The sequence below is a fragment of the Nocardia sp. Root136 genome (assembly GCF_001427185.1).
In the GTDB taxonomy this organism is placed as follows: Bacteria; Actinomycetota; Actinomycetes; order Mycobacteriales; family Mycobacteriaceae; genus Nocardia; species Nocardia salmonicida.
In genome coordinates, this window is the sequence record NZ_LMFE01000001.1 from 558,130 (window position 1) to 573,796 (window position 15,667).

Sequence of the window (15,667 nt, forward strand, 5' to 3'; positions counted from 1 at the left end):
AACCGCTTATTCAGAATTGTCCGAAATCCGCACAGCCTTCGTCGGATTCACTCGGCGGCGTCGAAGAAATACCAGCCCGACGCCGATCGCGGACAGGATAACGGACGCCAGTTCGGGCCATACACCGATTCGGGTAGCGATTGTCGTCGCGTCGCGCAAAGGTAGCTGAGCCACCAGCGCGGCGGGGACGACCTGCTCGGTGTGCTGCCTGAGCACGCCGTCAGCGGTGATGATCCCACTGACTCCCGTGGTTGCTGCGACCACCAGCGCGCGCCCGTGTTCGACCGCGCGCACCCGCGACATGGCGAGTTGCTGATAGGTCATCTCGCTCTCACCGAACGTGGCGTTGTTGGTCGGCACTGTCAGCAGTTGGGCGCCCGCGGCGAGAGATTCCCGAAATGCTCGATCGAAAGCGACCTCGTAGCAGGTCGCCACACCGATCGGAACACCGGCGGCCGTCACTGTTCCATCACCGTTACCCGGCACGAAATAGCCCGCACGATCAGCATAGGAAGAGAACAAACGGAAGAAACCACGCATCGGCAGGTATTCGCCGAACGGCTGGATGATCTTCTTGTCGTGCCGCTCGCCCGGGCCGGCCGTGCCGTTCCACACGATCACCGAGTTGGTGGTCGTGCGGTCACCATTCACCAGGACTGCGCCGACCAGGATCGGGGCGCCGATCTTCACCGAGGCTTCGGTGATCTCCGCGGCGGCGTCGGCATTACGCAGTGGATCGATATCGGAGGAGTTCTCGGGCCAGATCACGATGTCGGGCCGTGCGGCCTGTCCGCGGGTGACGGCGTCGGCCAGTTCCTCGGTGCGCCGGACGTGGTTGTCCAACACCGCACGGCGCTGGGCGTTGAAGTCGAGCCCGAGCCGCGGCACACTGCCCTGGATGGCGGCGACCGTGATCGTCCGGGTGCCCGCATCCGGGTCGGGCAGCGTCGGCCGCAGGATCACTCCGGCCAGGGGCATGATAGCCACGGTCACCACGGCGGTGGCAAATCCCATGCGCGCGGCGCGGGTACTCGCGCGCGGCGCGGGGGTGCGCGCCCAGGCGACGAGGCGCAGCGACAGGGCAGCCAGACCTGTGCCGGTCAGCGCGACCGCGAAGCCGACCAGCGGCGCACCACCGTAGGCGGCCAGCGGCAGATACCAACCATCGGCTTGCCCGAACGCGACACGTCCCCACGGGAATCCGCCGAACGGGAAACTCGACCTGACCCACTCGCTCGCGGTCCACGCCAGCGCGAGCCACACCGGCCAGCCCGGCAGTGCGCTCAACCAGCGAGCGAGCACGCCCCACAGTCCGAAGTACAACGCGCACACCGTCGAGAGCGCCAGCCACGGCACCGGCCCGACATAGATCCCGGTCCAGGGCAGCAGCGGCACGAAGAACGCCAGCCCGCCGAGCATCCCGTAGCCGAACCCACCACGCAGCTTGCCCGGCCCGCGCACCGCGACGGTGAGCAGGGCGATGGCGACCGGCGCGAGGAACCAGAACGGGCGGGGCGGGAAGCTGCCGAACAGCAACAACCCACCCGCCGTCGCCACCAGCATTCGCAGCATCATCGTGGAGTTCTGTCCCTTGTCCGTGTCGGCGACGTCGGACGTCGTGGCGTCGGGATGGGCCGTGGCGGGGTCGATCATGGTGTGCTGCTCCGTGATTCGTTGCTGGCGCGGTGCCGACGGCGGTCAGGCGGTGTAGATCGTGGTGCCGTCGCGCACGGTGCGCAGGCAGGTCGGCAACTCGGCACCAGGGTCCAGGCGTGGGAGCCCGGGGACCCGGGAGCGGGGGTCGGTGGACCAGCGCTGCACGGTATCGGCGGCCGCGGCGACAACGAGGTCGCCCGCGTCCCAGACGGCGTAGGAGGCGGGGGCGCCGGGGACCAGCGTGCCCGCCATGCCGTCGCGGACGCCGCCCGCTCGCCAGGCGCCGCGGGTGGCGGCGGCGAAGGCGGCGCGCGGGGACAGTCCGTGGCCGGAGGTGCGGTGGTGCACGGCCGCGCGCACCTGTTCCCACGGTTTCATGGCGGTCACGGGTGCGTCGGAACCGATGGCGAGGGAGATGCCCGCCGCCGCCATCGCCGAGAAGGGGTTGAGGCCCGCGGCGCGCTCGGCGCCCAGGCGCGTCGCGTACATCCCGTCGGGTCCGCCCCAGGCGGCGTCGAAGCCGGGCTGCACGGAGGCGATCACGCCGAGCGCGGCGAGCTGTTCGATCGCGGCGGCGTCGGTCATCTCCGCGTGCTCCACCCGGTGCCCGCGTGCGGCGATCGCCGGACCGCCGAGTTCGGCTGCGACACGGGCGAATCCGGCGACGACGGTATCCATGGCGGCGTCGCCGATGGCGTGGAAGCCCGCCTGGATGCCGGCCTCGGTGCACGCGTGGAGATGCGCGGTGACGGTGTCTTCGTCGAGGAAGCTCTTGCCGCAGCCCGCCGCGTCGGCGTAGGGCGCGCGCAGCAGTGCCGTGTGCGAGCCGAGTGAACCGTCGACGAACAGGTCGCCGCCGAGCGCGTGCACCCCGAGCTCGGCGATCAGGGCGCGCGCCTCGTCCGCGGTCCGCACGGCCTGACCCCAGTAGGCGCGCACGGCCACGCCGTGTTCGAACGCGAGCAGTTCACGGATGTCGTCGCGGCCGGAGATATCGGGCCCCGCGCATTCGTGGACAGCGACGATGCCGTGTGCGGCCGCCGCGTCCAGAGCGGCCTTGCGCGCCGAATCTCGCTGGGCGCGCGTGAGTTCCGCGAGGGCGACCGTGCGCACCCGGTGGTGGGCGTCGGCACGCAACAGTTCGCCGCGCTGATATCCGTCGCCGAGCTCGCCAGCCGCGTCGAGCAGCGCCGAGGACGCCACGGCCGAATGCGCGTCGACGCGCGCCAGGTAGACGAGCCTGCCCGCACCGGCGGCCTCGTCGAGTTCGGCGACCGTCGGCGAACGCTGTTCGGGCCAGGTGGTGTCGTCCCAACCCTCGCCGATGATCACCCCGTCCGGCTGATTCGCGGCGTGGATGCGGACCGTCTCGAGCAGTTCGGTCAAAGATTTGGCGCCACTCACGTCGAGCCCGGTCAGCTGCAGTCCCAGCGCGGTGACGTGCACATGCGGGTCGACGAACGCGGGCGCGACGAACGCACCGTCGAGGTCGACGATCTCCGCATCGGGATGCATCGCGCGTCCAGGCGCTTCAGCGCCCAGCCACACCACGGTGCCGTCGGTGACCGCCATCGCGGTCGCGTCCGGGGAACTGGAACTGTAGAAACGACCACCGATCAGCAACTGGGTACTCACGATGTCCCAGTCTGCCGTATCGGTGGATCGTCACCTCGGCAGGGACAGTCTCAGCCGGGCGGCGAGTGGGTCAGGTCGGCAGCGACAGCGCGGCGCGCACTTCGGCGTCGCCGAACCCGGCGGGACAGTGCCCACCCGCCTCCACGGCGATCAGTTCCAACCGCCATGCGGCGGTGGTGAAGTCCGACATCGACTGTCCGGCAGCGGCGCTCGCTCTACGCACCGCGTCGGCCAGTTCCTCGCTCACCGTGACGGTGATCTGCTCGGTGGCCATGTCGGTACTGTAGACCCTTCGCCGCCGAGCGCGGGCATGTCGCTCGGAGCCTTGTCGAATTCAGGCGGGGCCGAGCGCGCGCGGGCCCGCGGTGTGACCGTCGTCGTACCACTGCCCGACCACGGTGCCGTCCACCACATCGCCGTCGGCGTCGACCACCATCCCGCGATACGGCGAGGGCGCGAACGAGGGCAACGGACCGAAGCGCCGGGTACCGAGCTTCTCCAGCGCCGGTCGCAGCAGCGCCCTGGTCGGCGGGAACAGCGCGAGCAGGCCGACGAGTCCGGTGACCAGGCCCGGCACGAACAGCAGCACCGACCCGGTGGCGACGATCACGCCGTCGGCCACCGCGCTCTCGGCGGTCACCTCGCCGCGTGAGGCCCGCCGGAACCGGTCGAACACCCGCCTGCCCTGCCGTCCGAGCAGCACCAACCCCACGCCCGACACCGCGACCAGCGCGACCAGCGCCCAGCCGATGCCGATCAGCTGGGCGAGACCGACGAGGGCGGCGATCTCGACGACGAGGTAGAGGACGAACAGCAGGGCGGTCATGGCGATCCTTTCGGACGATCTATCCCGTCAACGCACGAGCGCCCGATTTTTCTCCCGAGCGGGACCGCGTGTTCAGCCACCGGGCCGGACGAGCCCGGTTTCGTAGGCCAGCACCACCGCCTGCACCCGGTCGCGCAAGCCGAGTTTGGTGAGCACCCGGCCGACATGTGTCTTCACCGTCGCCTCCGACAGGAACAGCGCCGCGGCGATCTCGGCATTCGAGCGGCCGACCGCGATCTGTTCGAGCACCTCGCGTTCGCGGGCGGTGAGGACGTCGAGAATCTTCGGGTCGCGCAGACTCGTCGGGTCCTCGGCGACGAGCCGGTCCAGCAAACGCTTGGTGACCTTGGGCGACACCACCGCGTCACCGCCTGCGACGCTGCGGATGGCCGAGATGAGGTCCTCGGGCGGGGTGTCCTTGAGCAGGAATCCGCTCGCGCCGGCGCGCAGGGCACCGAGAGCGTGTTCGTCGAGGTCGAAGGTGGTCATCACGAGTACCCGCACACCCTCGCCCGCGGCCACGATCCGCGCGGTGGCGGTCACCCCGTCGACGACGGGCATCCGCACATCCATCAGCACCACATCGGGGCGCAGTTCGCTGGCCCGCCGCACGGCCTCGTCTCCGTTGCCCGCTTCGCCGATCACCTCGATGTCGGGGTGTGCGCCCAGCACCATTTTCAGGCCCATCCGCATGAGTTCCTGATCGTCCACCACGAGCACGCTGATCGGCATTGCCCCACCCTAATCGGCACCGCCGCGCAGCGCGGCTCCGTTATTTCGCACGGGGGGGGCAGCGAGTGGGTCAGTCCGTTTCGGTGCGCAGCGGGAGGTCGGCCCGCACCCGCCACCGGCCGTCGTCGAGCCTGCCCGCGCTCAAGGTGCCTCCCAGCACCGCGACTCGTTCGCGCATCCCGACCAGCCCCATCCCGGTACCGGGAATCTCGGCGCCGGGGCTCACCTGCGCGGGAACGCCGCCGCTGTCGGTGACCTCGACGAGGATGTCCTCGTCGCGCCGCTGCACCCGGACCACGGCCTTCGGCTCTGTTCCCGCGTGGCGCAGGGTGTTGGTGAGCGATTCCTGCACGATGCGGTGCAGCCCGAGGCTCACCTCGGGGGCGATGTCGTCGAGTTCACCGGTCAGTTCGAGGTCGACGGCCAGACCCGCCTCGCGCATCATCTGGGCCAGCTTCGCGATACCCGCGCTGCCGTGTTGGGGCAGCAGTTCCGGGGCGTGCTCGGTGCGCAGCAGCGCGACGGTGCGGCGCAGCTCGCGCAGGGCCTCGCGCCCGGTCCCCGCGATGGTGGCAAGCGCGCGTTCAGCGGTTTCGGGGTCCTCGCGCAGGGCGTATTTGGCGCCGTCGGCCTGCACGATGATCACGCTCACCGCGTGCGCGACCACATCGTGGAGTTCGCGGGCGATGCGGGTGCGTTCGGCGGCGACCGCGTCGTGCGCGCGACGTTCCTTGTCGTAGTCGGCGACCGCGAGTCGGGCCGCGACCTCGGAGTCGTAGGCGTGCCGGGCGCCGTTGAACTCGGCCAGCGTCCAGCACAGCGCGTAGATGAGCCCGGCCATCGCCAGATCTCCACCCCGTGGCTGGTCGAGCAACAGGACCGACAACGCCATGTCGAGCGCGAGGAAGGCGAGGAAGATCAGGCCCTCACGTCGGCCCACGTAGGCGACGAGCGTGTAGAGCATCACCCCGAGGCCGATCAAGGCGACGTGGTCGGCGGAGTGTTCATCGGTCAGGTAGCCGATCAGGGTGTTCAGCAGCGACAACACCAGCAGCGCCGCCGAGACCGCCCGCGGGTACACCCGGCGCAGGATCAGCGGCAACGGCAGAATCACCGAGAAGAACAGATAGACGACCTTGTTGCGTTCGTCGCCCACCCCGAGGGCGTCGAGCAGCAGGAGCAATCCCGCGAGAATCGAGTCGGCGACGATGGGTCGTCCGCGTAGCCACAGGCTGAACCGGCGCACGGGGCCAGCGTAGCCCCGGCTGGCTTTCCGGCCGTGATCTTGATTGCCTGGACGCGTGCAACTCGGAGACTGGACGGTCCTACTGGTGGCCGCCGCGGCGGCGGGCTGGGTCGACGCCGTGGTCGGCGGCGGTGGGCTGATCATTCTGCCGACGCTGTTCCTCGTCGTCCCCGGCATCGCACCGCAGACCGCGCTCGGCACCAACAAGCTCGCCGCCCTGGCGGGTACCGCGACCGCGGTGGCGACCTTCGCGCGCAGGGTGCCGATGCAGTGGAAGGTCCTGCTGCCCGGTGCGGTGATCGCCGCGATCACCGCCGCGTGCGGCGCGGCGGCGGTCTCGCTGATCGACCGCGAGCTGTTCATCCCCCTGGTGATGGTGGTGCTCGTGGGCGTGGCGGTGTTCGTGACCTTGCGTCCCTCGGTCGGCCTGACGATGGCCACCCATCCGCCGACGCGGCGCAAGGTGATCCTGGTCGTCGGCCTCGCATCAGGACTGATCGGCCTCTACGACGGGCTGCTCGGACCGGGCACCGGCACCTTCTTGATCATCACCTTCGCGACACTGCTCGGCACCGAGTTCGTGCGGGCGGCGGCGATGGCGAAAGTGATCAACTGTGGGTCGAACGTGGGTGCGCTGCTGTTCCTCGGCGCGACCGGCCACATCCTGTGGGGCCTGGGCGCGGGCATGGCGGTGGCCAATGTCATCGGTGCGCTGATCGGTTCGCGGATGGCATTGGCCAAGGGCGCCGAGTTCGTTCGGATCGTGTTGCTCGTCGTCGTCGTGGTGATGGTGATCCGCTTGGGGTGGCAGCAGTTCGGTTAGCGCACCGGCTCCGACGGCGCGGAGGCGGCCAGCCAGGGCTGCAGGACCCGTGAGGTGGTCTCGTGGATCTTGCGGTGCAGGCGTTCGCCGTCGTCGACGCCGTGCTGGGGCTGTTGGAACAGTACGGTCAGCGCCCCCGATACCGCGCCGACCACGGCGCCGACCAGCGCCGCGGCGCCGACCTCGTCGAGTTCGTGCGGGAACGCGAGGTGCAACTGATGGGCGATCTCGCGCTGCGCGACCAATTGCGCGTGCGCGGCACGACCACTCACCGAGGGGACAGTGCGCGAGACCCGCGCCCGCAGCGCGGCCACCCGCGAGCTGATGTCGTCGACGAGGCGTTCGCCGGGATTGTCGCCCGCGGCGCGCAGGGCCCGCAGCAACACTTCCACCGGCCGCTCACCGGGCCGACGCGTGGCGATGGCGGCGACCGCCGCGCGCACCCGTTCATCGCTCTCGGGGAAGAGCAGATCTTCTTTGCTCGCGAAGTAGTTGAAGAAGGTTCGGGTGCCGACCTCGGCCTCGGCCGCGATCTCGGCGACGGTCGTTTCCTCATACCCTCTGGCCTCGAACAATTCGACGGCGGCCACGAGGATCGCACGACGGGTTCGTTCCCTTTTTCGATCACGCAGGGCAGATGGCGGCACGGCGGGGACCCTACGGCATTTTCGGCGTCGCTCGCGGGATGACCGGAGTCCGCGCGTCACGACGACAACCGACATGACGGTGCGCCGGAAGCGGTTGCGGCGCACATGTGTCGGTGGCACCGGTTAGCGTAGGTGCGGTGAGGGATACCACGACTTCCAGAGATGTGGATGCGGAGTTCCGCGCGCTCGGGCTCGTTACCCTGGCCGAAGCCGCGCTGTCGGCGGCCCGTGCGGCAGGGGCCGAGCATGCCGATCTGCGCGTGCAACGCTTGGTGTCACAGTCGATCCGGTTGCGCGACGGTCGCGTCGAAGCCGTCACCGACTCCACCGAGCTGGGGCTGGCGGTGCGCGTGATCGTCGACGGCACCTGGGGTTTCGCCTCCCATGCCGCGCTCACGCCCGAGATCGCCGCCGAGGTCGCGCGCCGCGCGGTGACCGTGGCGAGGGCACTGCGTTCGCTGAATCGGGAGCGCGTCGAACTGGCCGACGAGCCGCGCTATGACGACGTCTCATGGGTCTCGGCCTACGATCTCGACCCGTTCGCGGTGCCGACGGCCGACAAAGTGGCGCTGCTGCAGGACTATTCGGAACGCTTGTCGGCCGCCGATGGCGTCGACCATGTCACCGCCTCGGTCGTGCAGGTCAAGGAGCAGACGTTCTACGCCGACACCGCGGGTTCGTCGATCACCCAGCAGCGGGTGCGCCTGCACCCCCAGTTGGCCGCGGTCACCGTCGATTCCGCGTCCGGGGTGTTCGAGACGATGCGCACCCTGGCCGCGCCCGCGGGTCGCGGCTGGGAATACGTCACCGGTGCCGACGGAACCTGGGACTGGACGGGCGAACTCGCCCAGATCCCCGGTTGGCTGGCCGAGAAGGTGAAGGCGCCCAGCGTTGTCGCGGGCCCCACCGATCTGGTGATCGACCCGACGAACCTGTGGCTGACGATCCACGAATCCATCGGCCATGCCACCGAATACGACCGCGCGATCGGCTACGAATCCGCGTACGCGGGTACCTCGTTCGCGACTCCCGATCAGCTCGGCACGCTGCGGTACGGCACGCCGATCATGCACGTCACCGGTGACCGCACCCAGGTCAACGGCTTGAGCACCGTCGGTTACGACGACGAGGGCGTGGCGGGCCAGCAGTGGGATCTGGTGCGCGACGGCGTCCTGGTCGGCTACCAGCTCGACCGCGTGTTCGCCCCACGTCTGGGCCTCGACCGCTCCAACGGTTGCTCGTATGCCGATTCGCCGCACCATGTTCCGATCCAGCGGATGGCGAACGTGTCGTTGCAGCCCGATCCCGAACGCGACACCAGCACCGCCGAGTTGATCTCGCGGGTGCAGGACGGCATCTACATCATGGGCGACAAAAGCTGGTCGATCGATATGCAGCGCTACAACTTCCAGTTCACCGGTCAGCGATTCTTCCGCATTCGCAACGGCGAACTGGACGGGCAACTGCGCGATGTCGCCTACCAGGCGACGACCACCGATTTCTGGGGGTCGATGGAAGCGATCGGCGGACCGAGCACCTGGCAGCTCGGTGGCGCGTTCAACTGCGGTAAGGCACAGCCCGGTCAGGTGGCGGCGGTGAGCCACGGCTGCCCGTCGGTGCTGGTGCGCGGGGTCAACATTCTCAATACCCGGACGGAGGGCGGTCAGTGAACGAGGGTCTGTTCCCGGCGGGCGCGGTGGTCGAGCGTGCGCTGGCGGCGTCGAAAGCCGACGAGGCGATCGTGATCGTCACCGACGCGCACGATGCGTCGCTGCGGTGGGCCGGCAATTCGATGACCACCAACGGTTCGTCGATCTCGCGGGATTGGGCGGTGATCTCGGTGTTCCGTGACGGCCCGAACACCGCGCGGGTCGGCTCCATCAGCTCCACCAGCGTCGACCCCACTGAGATCGAGGCCGTGGTACGCGCCAGCGAGCAGGCCGCTCGCACGGCGGCCCCCGCCCGCGACGCGATGCCGCTGCTCGAACCCACCGACGACGACACCGCCACCTGGGATCAGGCGCCCGGCGCCACCGAGATCGCGGTGTTCACCGGGTTGGCGCGCGAGCTGTCCACCGGATTCGACGGCACCGATCGCCTCTACGGTTTCGCTCACCACCAGGTGCACACCACCTGGTTGGGCACCTCGACCGGTATCCGCCGACGGTTCAGTCAGCCCACCGGTTCGGTGGAGATCAACGGCAAGCGGGGCGAGGGCAAGGATCTGGCGAGCGCGTGGGTGGGTGTCGGCACCGCCGACTTCACCGACGTCGACACCCCGGGTCTGCTGGCCGAGCTGTCGCGGCGCCTCGACTGGTCCAAGCGCCGCATCGAGCTGCCCGCGGGCCGCTACGAGACCCTGTTGCCGCCGTCGGCGGTCGCCGATCTGATGATCTATCTGGCGTGGAGCATGGAGGGCCGTGGTGCGCACGAAGGCCACACCGCGTTCTCCCGCGCCGGTGGCACGCGTGTCGGTGAGCGGCTCAGCGACATCGCGCTGACCCTGTTCTCGGACCCGAATGCGAGCGGTCTCGAGTACCGGCCGTTCGTGGCGACGCCGTCGTCGTCGGAGTCGCTGTCGGTGTTCGACAACGGACTGTCCGCGCAGCGGGTGGACTGGATCAGCGACGGCGTCATCGAATCGCTGGTCTATCCGCGCGCGACGGCTGCCGAATTCTCCGCCCCCGCAACAGTTCCCGGCGAGAACCTGCTGCTCACCGGCGGCGGCGACGCGTCGCTGGACGACATGATCGCGCGCACCGAACGCGGCCTGCTGCTCACCTGCCTCTGGTACATCCGCGAGGTCGACCCCGCCACGCTGCTGCTCACGGGATTGACCCGTGACGGCGTCTACCTCGTCGAGGACGGCCAGGTGACCGGTGCGGTCAACAACTTCCGCTTCAACGAGAGTCCGCTCGACCTGCTGCGGCGGGTGTCGGAAGCGGGCGCCACCGAGATCACCCTCCCCCGGGAGTGGAAGGACTGGTTCACCCGCACCGCCATGCCCCCGCTGCGTATCCCCGATTTCCACATGTCGTCGGTGAGCCAGGCCACCTAGCGGGTGCTGGCGCGCATCGGGTCGACCGACTTCGCCGTGGTCGGCGCGTGAAAGCATGATCGGGTGACTGGTATCCGGATGTTCGCCACCGACCTCGACGGCACCTTGCTGCGCTCCGATCGCACCGTCTCGCCGCGTACCGCCGAGGCCATGGCCGGTGCGCAGGCCGCGGGCATCGAGGTGGTGTGGGCGACGGCGCGTGCCCGCCATTCGGTGCACGAGTTGGCGCAGTCGTGCGGTTTCCGCGGTAAAGCGGTGTGCGCCAACGGCGCTGTGCTGCTCGACCTCGCCGACGGCACACCGGAGATCATCGACACCGTCTCGATCGACACCGGCGCGGCGGGTGCGGTGATGGCGCAGATCCGCGCGCTGATTCCCGGTGTCGTCTTCGCCAATGTGGGCGCCACCCGGTTCGTCGCCGAGCCCGCCTATGCCGCCCTGTGCAAGTTCACCGACCATCACCGGAACCCGCACGAGATGGAATTGTCGGACACCTTGCCGACGGGCGTCGAGGCGATGGTGAAGATCGTCGCCCGTCATCCCGAACTACCCGGCGCGCAGCTGTACCGCAAGGCGGTGGCGGTGGGGATCACCGGAGTGGAGCTGACCCACTCCGGTGCGGCGTACATGGAGATGGCGGCGGAGGGTGTGTCGAAGGCCAGCGCGCTGGCCCGATTGTGCGCACTCGACGGCATCGACCTCTCGGAGGTCGCGGCCGCGGGGGACGCGCTCAACGATGTCGCCATGCTGAGTTGGGCGGGCACCGCGCTGGTCCCGGCCAACGCGGTACCCGAGGTCATCGCGCTGGCCGACCGGGTGCTCCCGACCAACGACGAGGACGGTGTCGCCTCCTACCTGGAGGAATTGGTGGGTTCGTCACCGCGCCACTCGGCTAGCTGACAGGTGTCGGAGCCCGACCCACGCTGAGGTGCAGGATCGTATCCGTCGTGTCCACGGTGTCCGTGTCCAGCGGGAAGTATCCCTGCTCCTGGGTGACGTCGGTGCGGGTTCGTCCGGGTCCGATTTGCGCCGCCGGGACCAGACCCCATGTGTCGACGCGGTTCTGCAGCGTGTGTTCGAAGGTTCCCGGCGCGGGTTCGGCGAGTTCCAGGCCGTCACTGCGTCCCAGACTGCCGAGGATCACCCCGTAGTGCTCCCCCAGTAGCGATCCGACGATCGCCCCCGCACCGGACCAGACGAGCTCCATCGACCCCATCTGCATGACGCTGGTGTTGCGCCGCAGGTGCAGGTTGTGCGAGTACACCAGGGTCGGCCCACGGCGCGCTTCGATGGACCGGATGTCGAGCAGGTTCTGGGCCATGAGTGCGTCGCGGGAGGCGGCCAGGCTGTTCCATCGCACGCCGTCCTCGGTCGGCTGAGCCGCCTGCCGGTGATAGCGGAGCAAGCCGAGTCCGGCGGTGAGATGGACTTCCGCCCTTCGCCACTCGGCGAGCGACGTGGCGGCGATCCGCTCCGGCGCGCGCGTGTAGAGAAGGGTGAGCAGGTCGTCGGCGATCACCCGCAACCGCTCGGCCTCGGGGGTGGTACCGGGCGAGACGTTCGCGTCCAGGACCGCTTCGGCGCGGCTCCATCGCTCGTCGCTGCCGGCAGGTCCGCTGATGTCGAAGTCGAGCTCCAGGTAGTCGCGGGCGAATTCGAGATAGGTCCGTGGGCTGGGCGCACTCATCGTTTCCATCGCGGCGTCGAATCCGTAGAAGCCGACCTGATCTTCGGCGGGGAGGCCCGCGTTGTGGTCGCGCAGCCAAGCGACCAGTTCCCGGTTGCCTGCGAGTTCGCCGAATTCGTGCGAGAAGCCTGTTCGCATCACCTCGTCGAAGGCACCGTGGCCGCCTCGAACGAACTCGTCCACGGCGAGCGCGGCAACCCGATCAGTTTCGAGAGCTATCGATCGGAACCCACTGGCCACCAACTCGACGAACAGTTCGTTGCGGACCGACGCGAAGCCGGGTTCTTTGTGCGTCGGTTCCCCGAGCGCAAGCAGTTCACAGGACGAGCGGACGAAGTCGCTGATTTTCTGACTCATATCTATCAATCGTATCGTTGAAAGAACGGTTGAGACTTGATCAGGCACTCTTCGCACACTATGTCGTAAAGTCTCAAAACAGTGAGAACCCTACGACCGTCCGACCTAGCCCGCGAGCACGCGATCTCGACCCAGGCAGTCCGCAACTACGAACAGGACGGCTGCCTCCCACCGGCCGAGCGCACCCCCACCGGCTATCGGATCTACACCGAACTGCACGCGACAGCGCTGCGCACCTACCTGACCCTGATCCCCGCCTACGGCCACGCGACCGCGGGCGACATCATGCGCGCACTGCACGAGGACGACCTCGACAAGGCCCTCACGATCATCGACCGCGGGCACAGCAGGCTCCTGCGTGACCGCGAGACCCTCACCTCGGTACACCGAGCCGTCGACCACTTGATCGCCGAATCGAGCTCTGAGACAACACCTTCAGCGGGCACGAGAACCATCGGCGAACTCGCCCATCACCTCCGAATCACCCCGGCCACCCTCCGAGCTTGGGAAGCGGCGGGCATCCTCTCCCCCGACCGCGATCCGGCCACCGGGTATCGCCGCTACGGCCCCACCGATCTCCGCGATGCCGAACTGGCGCACATCCTGCGCCGCGGCCACTACCGCCTCGACCACATCGCCACCGTCGTCGGACAGATCCGCGCCGCGGGCAGCACCGAAGCGTTGGCGAAAGCCCTCGCCGACTGGCGAGCCGGACTCACCGCCCAGGGCATCGCCATGCTCGACGCCGCCGCCGCGCTGAGCCGATATTCGGCCGTGCTACGCCGCTAGTCTGGATTGACCATGCCTGATCTTCTCGGAATCAATCATCTGACGCTCGCCACCGCCGACCTCGATCGGCTCGTGCGGTACTACACCGAACTCCTCGGCGCGACAACGGCTTTCGAGCGGGCTGCGACCCCGGCCGACCCTCGGATCGCCGTCGTCGACGTCGGCGGCGCCGACCACCTGATGCTCGTGGAGACCACCACCGCGCCGCGCACCGATCGCGATCCACTCGGCCGCGCGGGATGGGGTTTGCGCGTGGGCACGCTCGAGGAACTTCGCGCGGTCCATGATCGCCTCGCAGCGGCAGGTTTGCCGGTCGGCCCGATCGAAACACTGCCCACCCAGTGGACGATGACGGCCGAGGACCCCGATGGACGTCCGGTGGACATCCGGGCGCACCGTCCCCGCCCCGGTGCGCCCGACTGACCTGATCAGACCCGCTCGAGCACCGCCGACGCGCCGATGCCGCCTGCCGCGCAGATCCCCAGCAGTGCGGTCTCTTTCCCCGTGCGGGCCAGTTCGTTGGCCATGGTGGTGACCATGCGGGCACCGGTGGCGCCGAAGGGATGACCCAGCGAGATCGAGCCGCCGTGCACGTTCAGCTTGTCGATGTCGACGGAGCCGACGGGCTCGTCACGATCGAGCCGGGCTTTGGCCCAGTCGGTGCTCTCGAGCATGCGCAGCACCGAAAGAGTCTGCGCGGCAAAGGCTTCGTGGATATCGACGAGGTCGATATCGGCCAGGGTCATGCCCGCTTTGTCGAGGGCGCGCGGCATCGAGATCGCGGGACCGATGAGGACCTGATCGGCGGGGTCGACGCTGACGAAACTCCAGGAGCGGAAGGCGGCCTGCGGGGTGAACCCGAGGGCGCGCGCCTTCTCCTCGCTCATCAGCAACACCGCCGACGCACCGTCGGTGAGCGGGCTGGCATTGCCTGCGGTGACCGTACCGTTCTTCTCGAACACCGGCTTCAGGGTGGCGAGCTTCTCGATACTGGTGTTCGCGCGGACGAGTCCGTCGACGTCGATCAGCGTGCCCGACGGGGTGGTGACCGGCACGACCTCGTCATCGAAACGTCCCGAGGCGATCGCGGCCGCGGCACGCTGGTGCGATCGGGCGGCGAAAGCGTCCTGATCAGCGCGCGAGATCCCGTTGATGCGGGCCATCTTCTCCGCGGACTCGCCCATCACCTCGCCGGTGGTGCGCTCGGAGATCTTCGGCTGACGCGGCAGGATGTCGGTGAACGGCGCGAGCTGACGGACCACGTCGAAGTAGTCCATCGCCTTGGGCTTGCCCAGCGCCACCGGCGCGACCGCGTGCACGACCTTCTGCGGCAGCTTGATCTCGGCATTGCTGGTGGAGTCGCTACCGCCCGCGATCATGATGTCGTACTCGCCGCGCTCGATCGCCGCGGCCGCCGAGGTCACCGCCTGCAGACCGGACGCGCACGCGCGGGTGACCGTGTACCCCTCGCAACCGAAGTCCAGGTTCAGGTCCAGGGCGATCTCACGCGCGATATTCGGCGCGTGACTGGGCAGGACCACCCCGCCCCAGACGATCGACTGGATCTCGCCGGGCGCGATCCCGGTCCGCTCGATCAACCCCTGGACGGCCGCACCGGCCAGGGCGATGCTGTCGAGGCGGGTGAAGTCGGTGAACGCGCGCACGAAGGGGGTGCGAGCACCCGCGACGACAACGGCGCGGCGGCGCTTCTCGGCCATGGGGATCCTCTCGAAGAGCGAGTGAACCCCCACGGTATCCGATACCGCCAGTACTAGGTACTGATTCCGGGAACGGGATCAGGCCGGAGTGATCTCGATGCCGATCGTGCCCGCTTTCCCGCGGCGCAGATTGCTGGCGAGGATCACCAGCGGGCCGGTCAGCCAGTACTTACGGCGCACCCCCGACCGCACCTGCTCGGTTTCGGCGGCGTCGAGCAGTCGGGCGGTCCCGGTGACGACGGCGCCGTGGGCGGCTCCGCGCGCGTTGCACGGTTGCAGCGTCACCTCCGGATTGCGCCGGATGCGCTTCACTTTCCAGCTGTCGGTGACCGTCCAGACATACAGCTTGTCCTCGCGGGCTACAGCCCACAGCGGCGTTCCGACCGGTGTGCCGTCTTTGCGGAAGGTGGTGAGGAGTACGTAATTCGCGGTCGCCAGTTCGCCGAGGCGGTTAGTCATGCCCGCAGCCTAATGGGCGCGGGGCCGGTCGAAA

Annotated in this window: 16 protein-coding genes; 6 read left to right on the top strand and 10 right to left on the bottom strand. The window is 68.9% G+C overall.

Features of this window, described 5'->3' with window-relative positions:
* Positions 1–6 precede the first annotated feature (6 nt).
* From lnt to ASD42_RS02755, 6 genes are all read right to left on the bottom strand, one after another.
* Entirely contained in the window at positions 7–1,575 is a 1,569-nt protein-coding gene (gene lnt / locus ASD42_RS02730) for an apolipoprotein N-acyltransferase (RefSeq protein ID WP_056815253.1), read from the bottom strand.
* A 123-nt stretch (positions 1,576–1,698) separates the two neighbouring features.
* Positions 1,699–3,291 (bottom strand): amidohydrolase, encoded by a 1,593-nt coding sequence (locus tag ASD42_RS02735; protein ID WP_084786992.1) that lies wholly within the window; start codon positions 3,289–3,291, stop codon positions 1,699–1,701.
* Positions 3,292–3,361: 70 nt separating this feature from the next.
* Entirely contained in the window at positions 3,362–3,565 is a 204-nt protein-coding gene (locus tag ASD42_RS02740; RefSeq protein WP_056809780.1) for a hypothetical protein, read from the bottom strand.
* 60 nt (positions 3,566–3,625) lie between these two features.
* Positions 3,626–4,117 carry an FxsA family protein gene (locus ASD42_RS02745; RefSeq protein WP_056809781.1) on the bottom strand — a complete coding sequence of 164 codons (492 nt, stop codon included), beginning with the start codon at positions 4,115–4,117 and terminating at the stop codon, positions 3,626–3,628.
* Positions 4,118–4,189: 72 nt separating this feature from the next.
* Complete coding sequence (locus ASD42_RS02750) at positions 4,190–4,849, bottom strand: response regulator (protein WP_056809783.1); 660 nt, start codon at positions 4,847–4,849, stop codon at positions 4,190–4,192.
* A gap of 70 nt (positions 4,850–4,919) precedes the next feature.
* Complete coding sequence (locus ASD42_RS02755) at positions 4,920–6,095, bottom strand: sensor histidine kinase (RefSeq protein WP_056809785.1); 1,176 nt, start codon at positions 6,093–6,095, stop codon at positions 4,920–4,922.
* Between the two features lie 55 nt (positions 6,096–6,150).
* On the opposite strand from ASD42_RS02755, the gene ASD42_RS02760 reads away from it, so the two are divergent.
* The gene (locus tag ASD42_RS02760; protein WP_056809787.1) at positions 6,151–6,918 is read left to right on the top strand and encodes a TSUP family transporter; all 768 of its coding nucleotides are present in this window, start codon (positions 6,151–6,153) and stop codon (positions 6,916–6,918) included.
* Here ASD42_RS02760 and ASD42_RS02765 read toward each other — a convergent pair.
* Positions 6,915–7,565 (bottom strand): TetR/AcrR family transcriptional regulator, encoded by a 651-nt coding sequence (locus ASD42_RS02765; protein WP_371852058.1) that lies wholly within the window; start codon positions 7,563–7,565, stop codon positions 6,915–6,917. The two genes, ASD42_RS02760 and ASD42_RS02765, sit on opposite strands and share 4 nt — an antisense overlap.
* 137 nt (positions 7,566–7,702) lie before the next feature.
* On the opposite strand from ASD42_RS02765, the gene ASD42_RS02770 reads away from it, so the two are divergent.
* The 3 genes from ASD42_RS02770 (at position 7,703) to ASD42_RS02780 (ending at position 11,523) form a co-directional block, all read left to right on the top strand.
* Positions 7,703–9,235: a TldD/PmbA family protein gene (locus ASD42_RS02770; protein WP_056809791.1), complete on the top strand. Its 1,533-nt coding sequence runs from the start codon at positions 7,703–7,705 to the stop codon at positions 9,233–9,235.
* An 8-nt stretch (positions 9,236–9,243) separates the two neighbouring features.
* Positions 9,244–10,623 carry a TldD/PmbA family protein gene (locus ASD42_RS02775; RefSeq protein WP_056815256.1) on the top strand — a complete coding sequence of 460 codons (1,380 nt, stop codon included), beginning with the start codon at positions 9,244–9,246 and terminating at the stop codon, positions 10,621–10,623.
* A 63-nt stretch (positions 10,624–10,686) separates the two neighbouring features.
* Entirely contained in the window at positions 10,687–11,523 is an 837-nt protein-coding gene (locus ASD42_RS02780) for an HAD family hydrolase (RefSeq protein WP_056809792.1), read from the top strand.
* Here the strand turns inward: ASD42_RS02780 and ASD42_RS02785 are convergent.
* Positions 11,516–12,667 (bottom strand): erythromycin esterase family protein, encoded by a 1,152-nt coding sequence (locus ASD42_RS02785; RefSeq protein ID WP_056809794.1) that lies wholly within the window; start codon positions 12,665–12,667, stop codon positions 11,516–11,518. The genes ASD42_RS02780 and ASD42_RS02785 overlap by 8 nt on opposite strands.
* An 81-nt stretch (positions 12,668–12,748) precedes the next feature.
* Between ASD42_RS02785 and ASD42_RS02790 the strand changes: the two genes are divergently transcribed.
* Together ASD42_RS02790 and ASD42_RS02795 are read left to right on the top strand one after the other, a co-directional pair.
* Positions 12,749–13,456 (top strand): TioE family transcriptional regulator, encoded by a 708-nt coding sequence (locus ASD42_RS02790; protein WP_056809796.1) that lies wholly within the window; start codon positions 12,749–12,751, stop codon positions 13,454–13,456.
* A gap of 12 nt (positions 13,457–13,468) precedes the next feature.
* Positions 13,469–13,879 carry a VOC family protein gene (locus ASD42_RS02795; protein ID WP_056809798.1) on the top strand — a complete coding sequence of 137 codons (411 nt, stop codon included), beginning with the start codon at positions 13,469–13,471 and terminating at the stop codon, positions 13,877–13,879.
* 5 nt (positions 13,880–13,884) lie between these two features.
* Here ASD42_RS02795 and ASD42_RS02800 read toward each other — a convergent pair whose 3' ends face one another.
* A complete protein-coding gene (locus tag ASD42_RS02800; RefSeq protein WP_056809800.1) occupies positions 13,885–15,174 on the bottom strand; it encodes an acetyl-CoA C-acyltransferase in 1,290 nt (429 codons plus the stop codon).
* A gap of 78 nt (positions 15,175–15,252) precedes the next feature.
* Positions 15,253–15,633, bottom strand: a complete 381-nt coding sequence (locus tag ASD42_RS02805; protein ID WP_056809801.1) for a PPOX class F420-dependent oxidoreductase — start codon at positions 15,631–15,633, stop codon at positions 15,253–15,255.
* Positions 15,634–15,667: the final 34 nt, after the last annotated feature.